Raw genomic sequence first — 19968 nt, forward strand, 5'->3', positions numbered from 1 at the left:
CGCAGACCGGAGAAACCCCATGGACATACCCACGACCCCCGCCCCCGGGGGCCCACCCGCAGCCCCACCGACTCCCGCAGCCCCGCAGCCCGCCCCCGTCCGCCCGAAGGGCGACGGCGGGAAGGCGGGCCCCGGCAAGGCGCGCGGCGCCCGCCACCTCGGCGACCGCGTCTTCCTCGGCCTCTCGCGCGGCTCCGGCATCCTCCTCCTCGTCGTGATGGCGGCCATCGCCGTCTTCCTCGCCTACCGTTCCTCGCTGATCCTCACGAAGAACGACGGCAACTTCTTCACGACCTTCGAGTGGAACCCGACCGCGAGCCCGCCGGTCTTCGGCATCGCCGTACTGGCCTTCGGCACGATCGTCTCCTCGGTCATCGCGATGGCCCTCGCCGTACCCGTCTCGGTCGGCATCGCGCTCTTCCTCACGCACTACGCGCCCCGCGCCGCGCGCGGCCCGATCAGCTACGTCATCGACCTGCTCGCCGCCGTGCCCTCGATCGTGTACGGCCTCTGGGGCGCCCTCGTCCTCGTCCCGCACCTCAGCGGGCTCTACGGCTGGCTCGACGAGTTCTTCGGCTGGACCGGGCTCTTCTCCTGGCAGGGCGGCCTGCCCCGCTCGCTCCTGACCGTCGGCATCCTGCTCGCGATCATGATCCTTCCGATCGTGACCAATGTGAGCCGCGAAGTCTTCCGCCAGGTCCCGCAGGCGCACGAGGAGGCCGCGCTCGCGCTCGGCGCGACCCGCTGGGAGGTGGTCCGCATGGCGGTCCTGCCCTTCGGCCGGTCCGGCGTGATCTCCGCGTCGATGCTGGGCCTGGGCCGTGCGCTCGGCGAGACGATGGCCGTCGCGACCGTGCTCTCGCCCAGCTTCGACATCCAGTCGAGCCTGCTCGACCCGGGCGGCGGCACCTTCGCGCAGAACATCGCGAGCAAGTTCAACGAGGCCAGCGTCGAGGGCCGTGACGCGCTCATCGCCTCCGGGCTCGTCCTCTTCGTCATCACGCTCCTCGTCAACGGAGCCGCGCGGGTCATCATCGCCCGCCGCAAGGAGTACTCGGGGGCCGACGCATGAGCCACGACCAGAACCCGGCGGCCGGCCGGCCCGCCCCGCGGTCCGCGCCCCGGCCCCCGCGCAAGGACGTACGCGGCGAGGGCGCCGATTCGCTGCGGGCCGCGCGCCTGCCCCGCTGGTCCCACCTCGCCGTCGCCGCCGCCTCGGTCCTCGTCGCCTGCCTCATCGGCCTCGCCGCCGGGCTCGACTCGAAGATCCAGTGGGGCCTGATCGCGGCGCTCCTCTTCGTCTTCGGCGGCTACGCGCTCGCCGCCCGCGTCGAGGGCCGCCGGCAGGCGAAGGACCGCGTCGTCACGAGCGTCGTGTGGGTCGCCTTCCTCGCCGCCTTCATCCCGCTCGCCTCGCTCGTGTGGGAGACCGTCAAGCGCGGTGTCAAGGTCCTCGACCCGTACTTCCTGACGCACTCGATGGTCAACATCGGCTCGATGGACGAGGGCGGCGGCATCTACCACGCCATCGTCGGCTCGGTGGAGCAGGTCGGTCTCGCGACCGTCATGGCCGCGCCCGTCGGGCTGCTCACCGCCGTCTACCTCGTCGAGTACGGGCGCGGGAAGCTCGCCAAGACCGTCACCTTCTTCGTCGACGTCATGACGGGCATCCCGTCGATCGTCGCGGGCCTGTTCATCCTGAGCCTGATGCTCCTCGTCAAGGCGGAGCCCTTCGGCTTCGCCGGCTCCCTCGCGCTGGCGATCCTGATGATCCCGGTCGTCGTCCGCTCGACGGAGGAGATGCTGAAGCTCGTACCGAACGAGCTGCGCGAGGCGTCCCTCGCGCTCGGCGTGCCGAAGTGGCGCACGATCCTGAAGGTCGTGCTGCCCACGTCGATCGGCGGCATCACGACCGGCGTCATGCTGGCGATCGCCCGCATCGCGGGCGAGACGGCTCCCGTCCTGCTCCTGGTCTGGGGCTCCGCGTACATCAACACGGACCCCTTCCACGGCGGCCAGTCCTCGCTGCCGCTGTACATCTACCAGCAGTACGCGACGAGCGGCGGCTACGGAGCCTCCTACGACCGCGCCTGGGCCGCCGCGCTCACGCTGATCGCCTTCGTGATGATCCTCAACCTGGCGGCCCGCGCGCTCGCCCGGTGGAAGGCCCCCAAGACTTCCGGTCGCTGAGGCGGCCTTTCGTACGAAAGAAGCAGTGAACCCATGGCCAAGCGCATCGATGTCAGCGGACTGACCGCGTACTACGGGGCCCACAAGGCGATCGAGGACATCTCGATGACCGTCGAGCCCCGCTCCGTGACGGCCTTCATCGGCCCCTCGGGCTGCGGCAAGTCCACCTTCCTGCGGACCCTGAACCGCATGCACGAGGTGACCTCGGGCGGTCGCGTCGAGGGCAAGGTCCTCCTGGACGACGAGGACCTGTACGGCAACCAGGTCGACCCGGTCGCGGTACGCCGCACCATCGGCATGGTCTTCCAGCGCCCGAACCCCTTCCCGACGATGTCGATCTTCGACAACGTCGCGGCGGGCCTCAAGCTCAACGGCTCCTCCAAGAAGTCCGAGCTGAACGACGTCGTCGAGAAGTCCCTCCAGGGCGCCAACCTCTGGAACGAGGTCAAGGACCGCCTCAACAAGCCGGGCGCGGGCCTCTCCGGCGGCCAGCAGCAGCGCCTGTGCATCGCGCGGGCGATAGCCGTCGAGCCGCAGGTCCTCCTGATGGACGAGCCCTGCTCGGCGCTCGACCCGATCTCGACGCTCGCGATCGAGGACCTGATCGGCGAGCTGAAGGAACGCTTCACCATCGTGATCGTCACGCACAACATGCAGCAGGCGGCGCGCGTCTCGGACCGTACGGCCTTCTTCAACCTCTCGGCGGTGGGCCAGCCCGGCCGCCTCATCGAGATCGACGACACCCAGCGGATCTTCTCCAACCCCTCGGTCCAGGCGACGGAGGACTACATCTCGGGCCGCTTCGGCTGAGCCGACCACCCCGACCCCTTCGCGGTGCTGCATGGCGGTGCCACCACGGAGGTAACGAAGAGCCCGCCCCGACGACAGGCCGGGGCGGGCTCTTTCCTGCGGGGGACTCGTACGGCGCGGGCGCCTGCTCAGCGGGCGAGCATCCGCTCCGTCAGCTCCCACAGCCGCCGGGCCGCCTCGGGGTCGACCGAGTCGGGGTGCGCCTCGGCGGGGATGCTGTCGGCGGTGAGCGGCCGGTCCGCACCGTCCACGACCGAGACCTCGCAGTCCTTCAGGTACACGCCGCCGATCCCGTCGAGCAGCGGGCTCGCGGCGGCGAAGACGATGGTGGCCGCGCCCTGGGCGGCGGTCTTCTTCCCCACCGCGGGATCGATGACGGGCCTGCCCTCCTCGTCCAGGAGACCCTGCTCCCGGTACGCGGCCTGGTCCTCGGGACGGTTGTTGAGGTTCGTCCCGATGACGACTCCCGGGTGCACGGCGTACCCCCGGACGCCGTCGGCGGCCCACCTCCGGTCCAGCTCGACGGCGAAGAGCACGTTGGCGCGCTTGGCCTGCGCGTAGGCGAGGCCCGGGTGGTAGCCGGTGGTGAAGTCGGGGTCGTCCCAGCGGATCGCCCCCATCCGCTGCGCCCCGGAGGACACGTTGACGACCCGCGCCCCGTGGCGCGCGGCCCGCAGCAGGGGGAGCAGGGCGAGGGTGAGCCGGAAGGGCCCGAGGTGACTCGTCGCGAACTGGATCTCGTGCCCGTACGCGTCGAGGGTCCGCCCGGCGGGCGGGGCCGCGGCGGCACAGTTGACGAGCACGTCGACGGGCCGCCCCGCCGCGAGCCGCCGCCCGGCGAACGCGTCCACGGACTCCGGGTCGACGAGGTCGAGCCTGTCGACCTCCACGCCCGCGATCCCGGCGACCTTCTCGGCGGCCCGCTCCGGGCTCCGCGCCGCGACGAGCACGTCGGCCCCGGCCCGCGCGAGCGCCCGCGTCACCTCGAACCCGATCCCTTGATGCCCCCCGGTCACCACCACGAACCGCCCCCGCAAGTCCACCCCCTCCAGCACCTCGGCCGCCGTGGCGGCGGCCCCGAAGGGGGAACCGATGGGGTGCTGCTGCGACGACTGCGACATGGACACACGCCTCCCAAACAAAACGGAACCTCGTTCCGCCCACTATACGGAGCAAGGTTCCGTTTCGCGACCGCAGGGAGGAACCACGCGGAAACCGACCACAGGGGTACGCCCCACGCACACGCAAAAGGCGCCCCCTCACCAGCGGAAGGCGCCCAGCCCGCACGACAGAACCGACAAGACCGGCCGATGGGTGGGCCCAGGGCCGCACGAGGAGGGCCCCACCCGGGACACACAAGGCCGAGACGCCGCCGTGCGCACGGGACGTACCGGCACGTATGGCGTGTGGTCGTACCTCGCGCCGAGGGGCCTCAGAGCCACGAAGGGAGTTGAATCAACGGCGCACGAGTGAGGTATCCGGGCCCGCACGCCCACGGAGCTGTCCCCACCCGAAGCAAGCGCCCGGCCACGTACGTCAGCGGCCCCGTTCCCCCACACGACGGACGCGTCCCCGGCGCGTACCGCCCGGCATCCCCGCACGACGGACGCCCCCGCACGCACCCCAGCCGTCTCCCCGCACGACGGACGTGTCCCCCGCGCGTACCGCCCGGCATCCCCCGTACGTACCGTCTTCGCACGCTGCGGGAACTTCCGCCGCTCGCCGCGCGTCATGGCCCACTACAGGGGGCCCATCGAACCCTTAGGTGATCCGTTCGACCACCCCTTAAGGGTCCCCCGCTCACATCCCGAGGCCCCTCGCACCCCAGCGCCCCGCCCGCGGACGCCCCGGCGCCTCAGCGTCCCCGGCCCCCAGCCCCCAGATCACAAGAACAAGAAGTTCACGACCCAGAAGCAGACCGCCCCCACGATCGCCGCCGCCGGCATCGTGATGAACCAGCCGAGGACGATGTTCTTCGCGACGCCCCACCGCACCGCGTTGACCCGCTTCGTCGCGCCGACGCCCATGATCGCCGAGGTGATCACGTGGGTCGTCGAGATGGGCGCGTGGAAGAGGAAGGCCGTCGTGAACATGATCGAGGCGCCGGTCGTCTCGGCGGCGAAGCCCTGCGGCGGGTCCAGCTCGATGATCTTGCGGCCGAGCGTGCGCATGATGCGCCAGCCGCCCGCGTACGTACCGAGCGAGAGCATGAGCGCGCAGGCGACCTTCACCCACACCGGGATCGCGTCGCCCTGGTCCTCGACATCGGCGATGACGAGCGCGAGCACGACGACGCCCATCGTCTTCTGCGCGTCCTGGAGCCCGTGCCCGAGCGCCATCGCGGCGGCCGAGACCGTCTGCGCGATACGGAATCCGCGCTTGGCCCGGTGCGGGTTCGACTTGCGGAACAGCCACAGGATCGCGCACATCACGAGGTAGCCGACGACGAGCCCCACGAGCGGCGAGAGGAACATCGGGATGACGATCTTGTCGATCACCCCGGACCAGATGACCCCGATCCCGCCCGCGAGCGCCGCTCCGACCATCCCGCCGAACAGCGCGTGCGAGGACGAGGAGGGCAGCCCGAAATACCAGGTCACGAGGTTCCACACGACCGCGCCCACGAGCGCGGCGAAGAGAATCCACATTCCCTTGTCGCCGTGCGGGGTGTCGATGATGCCCTCGCTGACCGTCTTCGCGACGCCGTTGCCGAGGAAGGCACCGGCGAGGTTCATCACGGCGGCCATCGCGAGCGCCGCGCGCGGCGTGAGCGCCCGGGTCGAGACGGAAGTCGCGATCGCGTTCGCGGAGTCGTGGAAGCCGTTGGTGTACGTGAAAGCGAACGCGACCAGAACGGTCACGACCAAAGCAAAGGTGTCCACCGGGTCAGGACTCCTTGACCGCGATGGTCTCCACCGTGTTCGCGACGTGCTCGAACGCGTCGGCGGCCTCTTCGAGGACGTCGACGATCTGCTTGAGCTTCAGCACCTCGATGGCGTCGTACTTCCCGTTGAAGAGGTGCGCGAGGAGCTTGCGGTGGATCTGGTCCGCCTGGTTCTCCAGACGGTTCACCTCGATCCAGTACTCGGTGAGGTTGTCCATCGTCCGCAGGTTGGGCATCGCCTCGGCGGTCAGCTCCGCCGCACGGTGAAGCACCTCGATCTGCTGCTCGACACCCTTGGGAAGCTGGTCGACCTGGTAGAGGACGACGAGATCGACCGCCTCCTCCATGAAGTCCATGATGTCGTCGAGCGAGCCGGCGAGGGTGTAGATGTCCTCGCGGTCGAACGGCGTGATGAAGGAGGAGTTCAGCTGGTGGAAGATGGCATGCGTCGCGTCGTCCCCGGCGTGTTCCGCGGCCCGCATGCGTTCGGCGATCTCGGCCCGGGCGGAGGGGTCCGCCCCGAGCAGTTCCATGAGGAGCTTGGAGCCCGTGACGATGTTGTCCGCGGACGCGGCGAACATGTCGTAGAAACTCGTCTCCCGGGGGGTCAGACGAAAACGCACGTGGGGTCCTCGGTGTCCTCTGGGTTCGGTCAGGCTGATGCTAGGCGCATCATCCGGCCACGGCGAACCGGCTTTCACAGTGTCGCCCATGAAAGCGAGCGATCATCACAGGGCCCCAACCGGCCCCAGAGGAACAGAACCGATCCCAACAGATCGGAAATATCGGTACGATATACCCATGCGGGGTATAGAGGGGGCGCTCAGCGCCCCTCTCGACGCTTCTGCGCAGCCTGCCCCACACTGGCCGTAACCCCGCAGGGCCCGGCGGTCCGCGCGGGGTGTCGGACAGCTCACATCTGCGCCGTGGTCCCCCACGGCCCCCGTACCGGGAGGACGCGATGACGACCACCGAGGCCGAAGGCACCGGAGCGGCGACTCCCACCGGGGCGCCCGGCCCGACCGGCCCCGCCACCCCGGGCCCCGATACAGGGGGCGCGGACACGCCCGGGCACGCCGTGCACGGCTACCACGACCACAAGCAGGAGCACCTCAAGCGCCTGCGCCGCATCGAGGGCCAGATCCGCGGCCTTCAGCGGATGGTCGAGGAGGACCAGTACTGCATCGACATACTCACCCAGGTCTCCGCCTCCACGAAGGCCCTCCAGTCCTTCGCCCTCCAACTCCTGGAGGAGCACCTGCGGCACTGCGTGGCGGACGCGGCGGTACGGGGCGGGGACGAGGTTGAGGAGAAGGTCGCGGAGGCCACGCGCGCCATCGCACGGATGCTGCGTACGTGAGAGGCCGCGGGTTCCGTACGTGACGGGCCGCCGTATGTGATGGGCCGTACGTGAGGCGCCGAGGCCGTACGCGAGGCGTTGAGCCCACAGCCCCGCCCGGCCCCCGGCCCCCGGTGTCCAGCCAACCCGCTTCCCGGCCCCGCGCGCCTCCCCGCTCAGCCCCCGCTCACGTCACCGCGCCCCGTCTCTCTCACCTGCAACACCTCGTCGATCCGCTCCACGCTCAGCCGCTCCTCGCACGAGCAGACGGCCGCGATCATCAGCTCCCCGCAGAGCTCGATCTCCGCGAGGGCCACCGGGTCCTCGACCGCGAAAGCTGTCGTCACCTTGGCTCACCCCCTTCTCCCGGCCCCTTCCAGGCCCTTCCCGGGCACCGTTCCCGGACGGCGCGCGGCCCAGCGTAGGGAGCCGCGTGCGCCGGGCGCATGACACGGAGGGACCATTTACGGGTCATCCGCCCCGGCGCACGACGGAGCACCCGACCGCCCGGCGCGTCCACCTGTCGCACCCAGCCGTCCACCCACGCGCTCTCATCGGGTCAACGAACATTACGTACGGCCGTCACGCCGCCCCTCCGGGAAACCACGAAATCAGCCCCCAGACCTACGGCTGGTACTCCAGGACTACCGTGGAGAGGTGACCTCCGAGGAGCCCCCGGCAGACACCCACCGCACCACGACCCAGGAGCGCGGCCCCTTCTGCACCGCCACCTGCCTGTGCGGCTGGCGCGGCCCGGCTCGCCGAGCCCGTTCCAAGGCCCGCTCGGACGCGGCGGAGCACCTGCGGAACGCGGAACCGGAAGCGCGTACGGGGCCGTAACCGGCTCTCGTAACGGCTCTCGTGGGCCGCTCCCGCAACCGGCTCTTGTGCGACAGTCCGACCCGCTCGCCCGTCCCCGTTACGCCACCCGACCCCGTTACGCCGCCAGGTCCCGGTCCCCGCCCGCCGTCGCCGGGCGCACCGCCCCGTCGGCCCCCTGCCGCTCCCGCTCGCCGGCGGCGCCGCGCTCGTCCTCCGTACCGCCGTCCGTGCCGCCCGTACCGGCGCCCGCCCACACGAGGCGGCCCGCGCGGCTGCGGCCGACCGCGCGCAGCACGGGCGTGAACAGCATCGTGAAGAGCGGCGAGAGCAGCAGCGCGACGGCGGTGCCGAGCGCGAAGCCGCCGACCACGTCCGTCGGGTAGTGCACGCCCATGAGGACCCGGCAGAACCCCTCCGCGACCGCGAGCCCGATGCCGACCAGACCGAGCTTGCGGTGCGCGAGGAAGAGCGAGACGCCGATCGCCATCGTCAGCGTCGAGTGATCGCTCACGAAGGAGAAGTCGGTCTTGCCCGGCTCCAGGACCTCCAGGCCCTTGTGGTCCACGAAGGGCCGTGGTCGTTCGACGAAACCGCGGATCGGGATGTTGACGCCCACCGCGAGCGCGGCGGCCAGCGGCGCCCAGACCACCGCGGCGACCGAGGAGGCCGCCGCGTCGAGGGAACCGCGCCGCCTGACGCCCCACCAGCACCACAGCACGAGCAGCACGGCGAGCACCGGCAGCCCGTACTCACCGAGGAAGCGCACCGCCTGATCGCACCAGCCCGGGGTGTGCTCGGTGAGACCGTTGATGTCGAAGAGCAGGCTGACATCGGGGTTCGACCCGGAAGTGTCGAGTCCAGCCATCGTGCCGCGGCCCCTTGTCTTTCGTACCGGGACGCACACGGCGTACGTCCCTCACCAACCCCCGTGGTCGGCACCGGCCGGCACCGCTCCGCTCGCGCACACACCTGTGGTCCTGAACAGAGAACGCCTGCTCCCTGCCCCCACGTTCCGCACTCCACCGAATGATCACCCAGACGTTATCGAAGAGAGACGCGTCCCCGCAGCTCAGGCCCCCACCGCGAGCGGGGCGCACGCCGGGGCGCGCGGGTGGAGCGGGGGCGCGCGGGTGGGGACACGGGGCGGGCGCGGGGCCCGTACGGGGGCGCGGCGCGGTGCACGCCGGGAGCCGGCGCTCCGCCGGACCGACCCGTACGGGCCGGATCACGACCGTACGGGTCCGGATCGCGACCGTACGCGGCTGGGTAGCGACCGTACGAGCCCGAGCCGCCGTCAGTCCGCCCGCCGAGGCCCCGTCCCCGCACCGGCCAGCGCGGCGGCGCCGGGCGAAGGTGACTCCGTACCCGACCGCTCACCCGCTACGGCGGCCCCACCACCAGCCTGCGCCCCGTCACCCTTCGCCTCCGTCTTCTCCTTCTCCTTCTCCTTCGCCTTCTCCGCCTCGCGGTCCTCGTCGACGGGTCGCAGCGACTCGCTCGCGCCCGGTTCGGGGAGGGCCGCGGCGGCGGCCTGGGTGACACGGGTCGCGCCGAAGTAGTCGGGGGTGTCGATCGGGTCGAAGCGGATGACCGCGCCGGTACGCGGCGCGTCGATCATGTAGCCGCCGCCGACGTAGATCCCGACGTGCCGGATGGCGCGCGAATTGGTCAGGTCGTCGGAGAAGAAGACGAGATCGCCGGGGAGCAGCTCGTCCCGCCCGGGGTGCGGTCCCGCGTTGTACTGATCGTTCGCGACGCGGGGCAGATCGATCCCGACGCTTTCGTACGCGGCCTGGGTGAGCCCCGAGCAGTCGAAGCGCCCGCGCTGCGCCGCCGTCCCCGTACCGCCCCACAGGTACGGCGTGCCGAGCTTGCCCTGCGCGTACGAGATCGCCGCCGCCGCCTGCTCGGAGGGCTGGAGCCGCCCGGCCGGCGCGGAGAAGCTCTCCTCCAGACCACGGATCGTCTGCACGTAGTTGCGCGTCTCGCTGTACGGCGGGACCCCGCCGTAACGGATCACCGCGTCGGGGCCTGCGTTGTAGGCGGCGAGCATGTTCGCCGACCGGTCGCCCGGCACGTCCTTGACGTACGAGGCGAGTTCGCAGTCGTACGAGGCGGCCGAAGGGATCGCGTCGGCCGGGTTCCACACGTCCCGTACGCCGTCCTTGTCGCCGTCGACGCCGTGCGTGGCCCACGTGCTCGGGATGAACTGCGCGATGCCCTCGGCCGCCGCCGCGCTGCGGGCGCGCGGATTGAACCCGGACTCCTGGTAGAGCTGCGAGGCGAGGAGCGCCGGGGTGAGCGCGGGGCAGAGGTTGCCCCATTTCTGCACGAGCGCCTGGTACGCGGCGGGCACCGAGCCCTTCGCGAGGCCGGTCGCGCGGCCCGCGCCACCGTTGCTGAGGTTTCCGGCGACGACGAAGACACCGACGACGAGGAGCGCCACGAACCCCGTCCCGAGGGCGGCGAGCAGCGAGCCGATCAGCCAGAACTTGCGCACGCGTCAACTCTCCCCCATGAGGGAGCGCTTCGTCACGGTGTACGGGAGCACGAGGCGCGCGTACCAGCCATATGAGCCGTTCATCGCAGCACGCGGGGGCGAACGGAGGCGCGGAGTCTCCGGCACGCATGAGGAACACTCAGGTGATGGGCCGTCAACTTGCTGACCCTCAGCGCCGCCCGATCTGCCTCCTTCTTCACCCGTTGGAGTGAGGCGCTGGGGACACGCCCGCATCGTTGCCCGCAGTCACATCGCATGATACACAGAGTAATCACGCGGGCGGGTGCGTCCCTTTCCACCCCTTCGGTCCGGTTCCCGCAGGCGGAAAGAAGGCAAAACTCGGCCAGGTTTGACGCCAAGTCGACATGCACAGGCGCCGGAGTCAGCGACAATGAGCAAGACCTCTGTGTCGAGCAGAGGACGGAACAACCCGTTAGGGGCGGTGAGTTACATGCTTATGGCGGCCGACAAGGGCGACATCAACACGATCATCGGCGGGATCGCCCCGGACTGGGGCCCCTTCGGGAGCCTCGGCAGCGAGGCCCGCGTCATGATCCAGGTCGTCATGGCCTTCGCGATCATCCTGTGCCTGGCCATCGCGATCTGGGGCGCGGCCAAGCAGCGCATCGGCGCGACCGCGCTGCGCGACACCTTCAGCGCCGAGCAGGGCAAGGGGCTCATCATCGCCGGGCTCAGCGGAGTCTTCATCATCGGCTCCCTCGGCACCGTCTTCACGATCGTGTACGGCATGGCCGTTTAGCCCCACACACGGCTGCGCCGTCCAGTCGCGGGACGGCACGACCGGGGCCACGGGGGTGCCCCGCACGCCACCCGCGTCACCCCTGTCCCCCGTGCCACCGGCTGAGGTTGCGTCTCCCTGATGTCCCTGATGTCCAGTCACCACACCCCGCGCGAACGGCCGTCCACCGGGCTACCTTCGTACTACGCGCTCCGCACCGCGGGCCGCGCGAGGGCTAACCGAACGGCCGAGGGGGCGCAGGCGGCATGAGCACGGGCGACGACCACCGGTACGGGGTGCCCCCGCTCCCCGACGACTACGGCGGCACCGGGCAGACCCGCACCCGCCTCCCCGACCGCGCGGGCCCCCCGCGCGGCCCCGCCCCCCGCCGCCCCTCGCGCGGGCTCGTCATCATCGGCGCCGTCGTCGCCCTCCTCATCGCGGCAATCGCCTTCGCGAACCAGGACACCGACGACTCCCCCACCCACCGCGACACCACCACCCCCGCCAAGGCCCCCGCCGCGGCCCCCACCACCCCCACCGGCACCAAACCCACCCAATCCCCCGGCCCCACAGGAATCCCCACGGGCTACCCCCACTCGCAGACGGGGGCCCAGAGCGCGGGCGCCAACTACGCCGTAGCACTCGCCTCCCAGGCCATGCTCACCAAAGACGGCCGCGAGAAGCTGCTCGCCCAGCTCCTCGTCGAGGACCAGCTCGCCCCCCTTGAAGCCCGCTTCGACTCCGTCTACTCGGCCGACTTCCTCGCGAAGATCGGCCTGGACCCGAAGGGCAGCCCCGTGGACGGTGGCACGTACGTGTCGCGGGCCATGCCCGTCGGCACGAAGACGACGGCGTACACGGACACCGAGGCCAAGGTCGAGGTCTGGTGCACGAGCCTGTCCGGCACCGCGTCCAAGTCGACCACGCACCCGGTCACGACCACCTGGTACACCACGGTCCTGACCCTGCGCTGGGAGCGGGACGACTGGCGGATCGCCGCCTTCACGCAGAAGGACGGGCCCACTCCCGTCAACGGGGACGGCACGGTGTCGACCTCCGAGGAGATCGAGAAGGCCGTCGAGGAGTACGGAGGGTTCACCTATGCCCGGTAACCGGCGCGTGCTCGTCCGGGGCACCGTCCTGCTCGCCGCGGCCCCGGCGACGCTCCTCCTGTGGGCCGGTCAGGCCCAGGCGGACCCCGACAAGCCCTGCGACATTGTCCCCGGGCCGGTCAAATCGGCCTGCGAAGGCGACAGCGGGCCAAGCAGTCCCACCGTCCCCGACGCCCTCGACCCCCTCGCCTCCCTCGCCAACGGCTGCGCCGACGCCGCCTCCTGGACCGTCGACAAACTCTCCGAAGCCGTCAAGAGCACCGCCAACGTCGACTTCACCAACCCCAAGTTCCTCCAGCAGTACGCCGTCGTCTTCGCCGCCTCCACCATCCTCACCCTCCTCCTCTGGCTCCTCGCCGTAGCCAAGCGAGCCGTCCGCGGCGTCCCGATCACCACGGCCATCAGCGAAGCGGTCGGCTTCCTCTGGCTCACCGTCCTCGCCTCCGCCTTCACCCCCCTCATCCTCTACACCGTCGTCTCCGCCACCGACGGCATCACCGCCGTCCTCTCCCGCACCACCGGCAGCCAGACCGACGTCTTCTTCGGCTCCTTCTCCAAAGCCCTCGACCAGGGCGACGACATCGGCGGCGGTCCCATCATGCTCGTCGTCGTCTCCCTCGTCTCGATCCTCGCCGCCGGCGTCCTCTGGCTCGAACTCGTCATCCGCGCCGCCCTCCTCTACGTCGGCGCCCTCCTCGGCACCGTCGTCTACGCCGGCCTCGTCGACAAGAACATGTGGGGCCACGTCCGACGCTGGGCCGGCGTCATGATCGCCGTCATCCTCGTGAAGCCCGTCATCGTCATCGTCCTCGGCCTCGCCGGCGCCCTCGCCGGCGACGACGGCCCCTCCGCCTTCTCCGCCGTCGTCTCCGGCCTCGCGATCATCCTGCTCGCCATCTTCGCGAGCGCCATGATCTACCGCTTCGTCCCCGGCTTCGGCGACGAACTTGTCGCCTCCCGCTCCAACCGCATCCAGCAGGGCGCCGAGTCCCGCGCCGCCGCCGTCCTCTCCTCCCCCGCCTCCTTCGTCGCCCAGGGCATCAAGACCCACAGCTCCCGCAACGACGGCGGCGGCAACTCCGGCGGCGGGCAGAACCAGGGCGGCTCCAAGGCCCCGAACTCGGTCGGCGAAGGCATCGCCGCCCACGGCACCCGCAGCGGCGGCGCCCAGCAAGCAGCGGCCCCCGCCCCCCGCTCCGCCACCCAGACCCCGCACGCGTCCAACCGAGGCACGGGCAACAACAGCACGGGAGGTGAAGGGCGTTGACGACCCCACCACAGACCTACGCGCCCCGCCGCACCTATCTCATCGGCCGCGCACGGCCCAACGCCGTCATCGGCCGCAACCGCGAGAGCGGCGAACTCGCCCTCATCATCGCCGGGGCCTTCCTCGGCATGATGTGCGGCCTCCTCGTCCCCTTCCTCGCCCTGCGCCTCGTCCTCCTCATGGGCTTCCCCCTCATCGCCCTCGCCGCCGTCTACGTCCCCTACAAGCGCCGCACCTTCTACAAGTGGTACGAGATCAACCGCAGCTTCAAGCGGCTCAACCGCAGCGGCCAGGCCGCCTACCGCTCCGCCGCCGCCGAGGCCGGCACCCGCATCGACGGCCGCGAGATCGAGGTCGGCCCGCCGCCCGGCATCGGCCGCATCTCCTGGCTCTCCGCCCCCTTCGGCCCCGACGAGATCGCCGTACTCCTCCACGCCGACCGCCGCACCGTCACCGCCGCCATCGAGATCGAGGGCCCCGGCGTCGGCCTGCGCGACTCCGAGGACCAGGAAGCCCTCGTCGACCGCTTCGGCACCCTCCTCAAGCACGTCGCCAACGGCGACGGCTTCGTCACCCGCCTCCAAATGCTCGCCCGCACCCTGCCCGCCGACCCCGACGCCCACGCCAAGGACGTCAGCCAACGCGGCGACCAGCGCGCCCCGCTCTGGCTCCAGGACAGCTACGAGCAGCTCCTCTCCATGGTCTCCACCTCCAGCGAGCAGCACCGCGCCTACCTCGTCGCCTGCATGGACTACGGGCGCGAACTCGCCGCCGAGGCGAACGCCATGGCCAAGGCCGCGCGCCCCAAGGGCGGCCGCAAACTCGACCGCGACGCGGGCCTCGCCATCGTCATGGCCCGCGAGCTGACCGATATCTGCTCCCGCCTCCAGGAAGCCGACATCCGCGTCCGCCAGCCCCTCGGCCAGGGCCGCCTCGCCTCCCTCATCCACTCCATGTACGACCCCGACCACCCCATCGACCACCTCCAGGCCATGACCCGCCGCAACGCCTGGCCGGCCGAACTCGACGCCACCGAGCCCACCTACCTCCAGGCAAAGACCCGCGAGTCCACGACCCGTGAGCCCTGGTGCCACGCCACCGCCTGGGTCAAGGAGTGGCCCATGACCCCCGTCGGCGTGAACTTCCTCGCCCCCCTTCTCGTCCACACCCCCGACGTCATCCGCACTGTCGCCGTCACCATGGACCTCGAACCCACCGAGGTCGCCATCGAGCGGATGCTCACCGAGAAGACCAACGACGCCGCCGACGCCAGCCGCGCCGCCAAGCTCAACCGCACCGTCGACCCCCGCGACATGGCCGCGTCGGGCCGTATCGACCAGCGCGGCGACGACCTCGCCAGCGGCGCCGCCGGAGTCAACCTCGTCGGCTGGATCACCGTCTCCTCCCGCAACCCCGAAGCCCTCGCCCGCGACAAGCGCACCATCCGCGCGTCCGCGGGCAAGTCCTACCTCAAGCTCGAATGGTGCGACCGCGAACACCACCGCGCCTTCGTCAACACCCTCCCCTTCGCCACCGGCATCCGCCGCTGACCATCATTCCCCCTCCAACCAGGTAAAACCTCCCTCTCCAGGCGGAAATCTCCACCTCCACCGCAAGTACGACATCCCACCACCTCCCGCAGGACTCACCGCTGCCCCTCCACCCCACGGTGGAACCACCACCTCCACCCCAGGGTGCAGCCGCCCCCTCTCCGACCCCACACCAAAAAGCCGCACCACCGACCCGCCACCGCCCGGGAGCCCGAGATGAAGGACCCGCTGACCCTCCTCACCGACGCCTTCGCCGCATTCCTCTTCGGAAAGGTCGAGACCACCCGTCTCCCGGTCCGCACCTCGACAGGGCAGGCCCAGGCCGTCTACCTGCCCACCGCCGCCCCGGGCCTCGGCGACTCCGGCGTCATCATCGGCCGCGAGGTCTACAGCGGAAAGGGCTACATCTACGACCCCTTCCAGCTCTACGGTCAGCAGCTTCCCGCCCCGCACTGGCTCGTCCTCGGCGAGTCCGGCAACGGCAAGTCGGCGCTGGAGAAGACGTACGTGATGCGCCAGCTGCGCTTCCGCGACCGCCAGGTCGTCGTCCTCGACGCGCAGGGCGAGGACGGCGTCGGCGAGTGGAACCTCATCGCCTCGCAGCTCGGCATAACCCCCATCCGCCTGGACCCGACCGCAGCCCTGGACATGGGCATCCGCCTCAACCCGCTCGACCCCGCGATCACCACGACGGGACAGCTCGCCCTGCTCCGTACGATCATCGAGGTCGCGATGGGCCACGGCCTCGACGAGCGCTCGGGCTTCGCGCTCAAGGTCGCCCACTCCTACGTCAACCAGACGGTCACCGGCCGGCAGCCCGTACTGACCGACATCGTCGAACAGCTCCGCCACCCCGAGCCGGAGTCCGCCGAGGCGATGAACGTCGCCCTGGAGGACGTCCGCGCCTGGGGGCTCGACGTCGCGCTCGTCCTCGACCGCCTCGTCGACGGCGACCTGCGCGGCATGTTCGACGGCCCCACGACGGTCGGCATCGACCTCGACGCGCCCCTCATCGTCTTCGACCTCTCCCACATCGATCGCAACTCGATCGCGATGCCGATCCTCATGGCCATCGTCGGGGTCTGGCTCGAACACACCTGGATCAGGCCCGATCGCAAAAAGCGCATCTTCCTCGTCGAAGAGGCGTGGCACATCATCAACAGCCCCTTCGTCGCGCAACTCTTCCAGCGTCTCCTGAAGTTCGGCCGCCGCCTCGGTCTCTCCTTCGTCGCCGTCGTCCACCACCTCTCCGACGTCGTCGACGGCGCCGCGGCGAAGGAAGCCGCCGCGATCCTCAAGATGGCCTCCACGCGCACGATCTACGCGCAGAAGGCCGACGAGGCCCGCGCCACCGGCACCGTCCTCGGCCTCCCCCGCTGGGCCCAGGAGATCATCCCCACGCTGACGCCCGGCATCGCCGTGTGGGACGTCAACGGCAACGTCCAAGTCGTCAAACACCTCATCACCGAGGCCGAGCGCCCCCTCGTCTTCACCGACCGCGCCATGACCGAGTCCTCCCAGCCCTACCCCGAGGAACTCCTCGCCGCCGAGCAGGAGACCGCCGAACGCGCGGCCCTCATGGAACAGCGCCACTCCGGAGTCGCCTGACCATGCGCGAGCGGCACGAAGCCGGGTCGTACCCGAGACGGTCGTACGCGGGGCGTACGCGCACGAGCCGCTGGTCCGCGCCTCGGTGGTACGCGAGACGGAGTGAGGTCGTACGAGAGGACGAGCCCCGATGAGCACCCGCAAGGACGCCACCCCGGGCCGTCCCGGCGGCGTCCCCGACGGCGTGCTCCTCGGCGTCCTCGTCCTGGCCCTCGGCGTCACCCTCCTGCTGTGGCTCGCGAGCGGCCTCGCGGCCCTCTTCTCGCACGGCGCCTGGCCCGGCGCGATCAGCCTCCGCAACACGCCCCTCGCCCTGCGCTCCCTGCTGACGGACCCGAAGGACCTCCACGCCGCCTGGCCCGACGCGCCCGCGTCGGCGCTCTCCGGCTACGGCCTCTTCTGGGGCCTCTTCTTCGGCCTCGCGATGGTCCTCGCCGTCCTCACGCTCTTCGTCCTCTCCGCCTTCGCCCGCCGCCGCGCCCTGCGCGCCACCCGCAAGAACCCGCCCTCGCCACAGGCCGCCCCCGAGCCGGCGCTCCTCCCCGGGGAGGAGTCGGTACGGATACGGGAAGAGGCCCTGCGCCGCCGCGAGGCCGCGCTCCGCCGCGAGGAGGAGGAACTCGCCCGCCGCGAGGAGGAAGCCCTCAACCGCCGCGAGAAGGCACTCGAAACCCGCCGCCAGGCCCTCGACCTCACCAAGCAGGACCCCCCGCCACCCCCCGCCCAGCTCGTGGCCCCCGCGGTCCCCGCCCCGCGCCGCCCCCCGCTCCGCCTGGCCGACGCCCCGGCCCGTCTGGCCGAGGCGATCGACGCCGTACGGGAGGCAGCGGGACCGGTGCTCGTCGTCACCTCCCAGCCCGCGCTGTGGCGCGAGACGAAGGACGCCCGCGCCAAGCTCGGCCCCGTCCTGGTCCACGACCCGCTGCTGCGCTGCGACACACCCGACCGCATCCACTGGTCCCCCGCCGGTGGCTGCGTCGACCCGAAGACCGCGGCGGTACGTGCCAGAGCACTCCTCGCCCCGGTCCGCCCCGCGTCCAGGCTCGACGCCGCGACCGCCGACACGGCCGAGACCCTGCTGCGCTGCTTCCTGCACGCCGCCGACACGGACGGCCGCCCGGTCTCCCACGTCCACCGCTGGGCCCAGGGCACCCGCGTCCACGAGGCGGTGCGCATCCTCCGTACCCACCCCACCGCGGCGCCCGGCGCCGCGGGCGAACTGGAGGCGGCACTCACCGCCTATCCGGAACGCCGCGACATGGCGCAGGAACTGACGGCACGGGCCCTCTCCGGACTCGCCGAGGTGCACCTGCGCGAGTCCTGCACCGCGCACCGCACCGACACGGCCCGGCTGGATTCCTTCCTCGCCGAGGAGGGCACGCTCTACCTTGTGGGCGTTTCCGTCGAGGACCCCAAGGCGCACCCGGGCGCCATGCCCTTCACGACGGCGCTCGCCTCCGACGTGGTCGAGCACGGCCGCCGCGAGGCCGCGAGGTCTCCCGCCGGCCGGCTCGACCCACCACTGACGCTCGTCCTGGAGGACGTCGCCGCGGTGGCTCCCCTCCCCGAGCTCCCGGCCCTCCTCGCCACCGGCCCAGGCGCAGGGCTGCACCCCTTGGCCCTCCTGCGCTCCCAGGAGCAGGCCCGCACCAGATGGCCGGACACCGACCTCGTGGGCTGACGCCTCAACCGGCCGTCACAGCAGGACCGAGAGGTCCGCCCCACACGTATTCCAACTCCTCGCCCGTACCGGCCTGGTCCGGCGCCCGGTGCCCGGTCGCCTTGAAGCCGAGCCTCTCGTACGCGGCCACCGCCCGCCCGTTCCCGGCGTGCACGAAGAGCCGCAACCGTCCGGCCCCCACCTCTCCGGCCCACTCCCGCACCGCGGCCACGAGCGGCCCCAGCACCCGCCCACCCCCTCGGTGTTCAGGCCGAACGAAGACCCCGACGAGCTGTACCTGCCGCTCCTCGACGGACAGCCCGAAGTAGTCCTGCTCCCCGGCGTCCTCGACGATTCCCGCCACCGACCCGACCCAGCCGCCCTCCGGCGCGACAGCGGCGAACTGCCGACTGCGCACCCCGGCCTCGGAGTTCGCGGCCTGTTCCTTCCAGAGCACGTCCGGCTTCCCCAGAGCGTTCGCGTACGTGTCCAGAAAGGCGAGGTGCGCCACGGGGTCCCGCAGTGCGGCGAGCCTCAACTCCTTGGCCTGCGGCCAGTCGTCGGCAGTCACTACTCGTATGACGTTCATGCGGCCGAAGATACCCGTAACGCGAAAAAGCCCCGCACCAATTAAATGGTGCGGGGCTTCCCCATAAATATTGTTCGGCGGCGTCCTACTCTCCCACAAGGTCCCCCTTGCAGTACCATCGGCGCTACGCAGCTTAGCTTCCGGGTTCGGAATGTAACCGGGCGTTTCCCACGCGCTATGACCACCGAAACACTATAAAACCAGCAACCACCCCGCCACACCGCGAAAGCGGGGGCAGTGTGTGATTGTTCGTGGTTTCAGAACCAACACAGTGGACGCGAGCAACTGAGGACAAGCCCTCGGCCTATTAGTACCGGTCAACTCCACCCCTCACAGGGCTTCCATATCCGGCCTATCAACCCAGTCGTCTACTGGGAGCCTTACCCTCTCAAAGGAGGTGGGAACACTCATCTCGAAGCAGGCTTCCCGCTTAGATGCTTTCAGCGGTTATCCCTCCCGAACGTAGCCAACCAGCCATGCCCTTGGCAGAACAACTGGCACACCAGAGGTTCGTCCGTCCCGGTCCTCTCGTACTAGGGACAGCCCTTCTCAATATTCCTACGCGCACAGCGGATAGGGACCGAACTGTCTCACGACGTTCTAAACCCAGCTCGCGTACCGCTTTAATGGGCGAACAGCCCAACCCTTGGGACCGACTCCAGCCCCAGGATGCGACGAGCCGACATCGAGGTGCCAAACCATCCCGTCGATATGGACTCTTGGGGAAGATCAGCCTGTTATCCCCGGGGTACCTTTTATCCGTTGAGCGACGGCGCTTCCACAAGCCACCGCCGGATCACTAGTCCCGACTTTCGTCCCTGCTCGACCCGTCGGTCTCACAGTCAAGCTCCCTTGTGCACTTACACTCACCACCTGATTACCAACCAGGCTGAGG

General features: G+C 70.6%; 18 protein-coding genes and 2 rRNA genes. 11 read left to right on the forward strand and 9 right to left on the reverse strand.

What is annotated here, in order from left to right; all coding sequences use genetic code 11:
- Positions 1-19: 19 nt before the first annotated feature.
- The 3 genes from pstC to pstB are packed head-to-tail and all read left to right on the forward strand — an operon-like array spanning position 20 to position 3000.
- Positions 20-1072 carry a phosphate ABC transporter permease subunit PstC gene (gene pstC / locus G3I42_RS20705; protein ID WP_164288041.1) on the forward strand — a complete coding sequence of 351 codons (1053 nt, stop codon included), beginning with the start codon at positions 20-22 and terminating at the stop codon, positions 1070-1072.
- Positions 1069-2190, forward strand: coding sequence for a phosphate ABC transporter permease PstA (gene pstA / locus G3I42_RS20710; RefSeq protein ID WP_164288043.1), 1122 nt, complete (start codon positions 1069-1071; stop codon positions 2188-2190). The genes pstC and pstA overlap by 4 nt, the downstream gene beginning before the upstream one ends.
- 33 nt (positions 2191-2223) lie before the next feature.
- Positions 2224-3000, forward strand: coding sequence for a phosphate ABC transporter ATP-binding protein PstB (pstB, locus tag G3I42_RS20715; protein WP_164288045.1), 777 nt, complete (start codon positions 2224-2226; stop codon positions 2998-3000).
- Positions 3001-3128: 128 nt separating this feature from the next.
- Here the strand turns inward: pstB and G3I42_RS20720 are convergent, their stop codons facing one another.
- From G3I42_RS20720 to G3I42_RS20730, 3 genes are all read right to left on the reverse strand, one after another.
- Positions 3129-4121 (reverse strand): SDR family NAD(P)-dependent oxidoreductase, encoded by a 993-nt coding sequence (locus tag G3I42_RS20720; RefSeq protein WP_164288047.1) that lies wholly within the window; start codon positions 4119-4121, stop codon positions 3129-3131.
- A gap of 762 nt (positions 4122-4883) precedes the next feature.
- The gene (locus G3I42_RS20725) at positions 4884-5882 is read right to left on the reverse strand and encodes an inorganic phosphate transporter (RefSeq protein WP_164288049.1); all 999 of its coding nucleotides are present in this window, start codon (positions 5880-5882) and stop codon (positions 4884-4886) included.
- A 4-nt stretch (positions 5883-5886) separates the two neighbouring features.
- A complete protein-coding gene (locus G3I42_RS20730; protein ID WP_008746615.1) occupies positions 5887-6507 on the reverse strand; it encodes a DUF47 family protein in 621 nt (206 codons plus the stop codon).
- 338 nt (positions 6508-6845) lie between these two features.
- Between G3I42_RS20730 and G3I42_RS20735 the strand changes: the two genes are divergently transcribed.
- Positions 6846-7244 (forward strand): metal-sensitive transcriptional regulator, encoded by a 399-nt coding sequence (locus G3I42_RS20735; protein WP_164288051.1) that lies wholly within the window; start codon positions 6846-6848, stop codon positions 7242-7244.
- 155 nt (positions 7245-7399) lie between these two features.
- Here the strand turns inward: G3I42_RS20735 and G3I42_RS37050 are convergent, their stop codons facing one another.
- Entirely contained in the window at positions 7400-7570 is a 171-nt protein-coding gene (locus tag G3I42_RS37050) for a hypothetical protein (protein WP_203607088.1), read from the reverse strand.
- A gap of 310 nt (positions 7571-7880) precedes the next feature.
- On the opposite strand from G3I42_RS37050, the gene G3I42_RS20740 reads away from it, so the two are divergent.
- A complete protein-coding gene (locus G3I42_RS20740; protein ID WP_164288053.1) occupies positions 7881-8063 on the forward strand; it encodes a hypothetical protein in 183 nt (60 codons plus the stop codon).
- Positions 8064-8160: 97 nt separating this feature from the next.
- Here the strand turns inward: G3I42_RS20740 and G3I42_RS20745 are convergent, their stop codons facing one another.
- The gene (locus tag G3I42_RS20745; protein WP_164288055.1) at positions 8161-8910 is read right to left on the reverse strand and encodes a phosphatase PAP2 family protein; all 750 of its coding nucleotides are present in this window, start codon (positions 8908-8910) and stop codon (positions 8161-8163) included.
- A 429-nt stretch (positions 8911-9339) separates the two neighbouring features.
- A complete protein-coding gene (locus tag G3I42_RS20750; protein WP_164288057.1) occupies positions 9340-10545 on the reverse strand; it encodes a bifunctional lytic transglycosylase/C40 family peptidase in 1206 nt (401 codons plus the stop codon).
- A 451-nt stretch (positions 10546-10996) separates the two neighbouring features.
- On the opposite strand from G3I42_RS20750, the gene G3I42_RS20755 reads away from it, so the two are divergent.
- The 6 genes from G3I42_RS20755 (at position 10997) to G3I42_RS20780 (ending at position 18505) form a co-directional block, all read left to right on the forward strand.
- On the forward strand, positions 10997-11305 hold the full coding sequence (locus G3I42_RS20755; RefSeq protein WP_008746622.1) for a hypothetical protein: 309 nt from the start codon (positions 10997-10999) through the stop codon (positions 11303-11305).
- Between the two features lie 245 nt (positions 11306-11550).
- Positions 11551-12399, forward strand: a complete 849-nt coding sequence (locus G3I42_RS20760) for a hypothetical protein (protein ID WP_164288059.1) — start codon at positions 11551-11553, stop codon at positions 12397-12399.
- Positions 12389-13666: a hypothetical protein gene (locus G3I42_RS20765; protein ID WP_164288062.1), complete on the forward strand. Its 1278-nt coding sequence runs from the start codon at positions 12389-12391 to the stop codon at positions 13664-13666. Before G3I42_RS20760 ends, G3I42_RS20765 begins: the two co-directional genes overlap by 11 nt.
- Complete coding sequence (locus G3I42_RS20770) at positions 13663-15216, forward strand: SCO6880 family protein (protein WP_164288064.1); 1554 nt, start codon at positions 13663-13665, stop codon at positions 15214-15216. The genes G3I42_RS20765 and G3I42_RS20770 overlap by 4 nt, the downstream gene beginning before the upstream one ends.
- A gap of 216 nt (positions 15217-15432) precedes the next feature.
- Positions 15433-16824, forward strand: a complete 1392-nt coding sequence (locus tag G3I42_RS20775) for an ATP-binding protein (protein ID WP_164288066.1) — start codon at positions 15433-15435, stop codon at positions 16822-16824.
- A gap of 130 nt (positions 16825-16954) precedes the next feature.
- Entirely contained in the window at positions 16955-18505 is a 1551-nt protein-coding gene (locus tag G3I42_RS20780) for a type IV secretory system conjugative DNA transfer family protein (protein ID WP_164288068.1), read from the forward strand.
- A gap of 4 nt (positions 18506-18509) precedes the next feature.
- Here G3I42_RS20780 and G3I42_RS20785 read toward each other — a convergent pair whose 3' ends face one another.
- The 3 genes from G3I42_RS20785 to G3I42_RS20795 all read right to left on the reverse strand — a co-directional run.
- Positions 18510-19073, reverse strand: a complete 564-nt coding sequence (locus tag G3I42_RS20785) for a GNAT family N-acetyltransferase (protein ID WP_164288069.1) — start codon at positions 19071-19073, stop codon at positions 18510-18512.
- Positions 19074-19145: 72 nt separating this feature from the next.
- Positions 19146-19262, reverse strand: a 5S ribosomal RNA gene (rrf, locus tag G3I42_RS20790).
- Positions 19263-19360: 98 nt separating this feature from the next.
- Positions 19361-19968, reverse strand: a 23S ribosomal RNA gene (locus tag G3I42_RS20795); the annotation flags it as partial.

The organism is Streptomyces sp. SID11385 (assembly GCF_010548245.1).
In the GTDB taxonomy this organism is placed as follows: Bacteria; Actinomycetota; Actinomycetes; order Streptomycetales; family Streptomycetaceae; genus Streptomyces.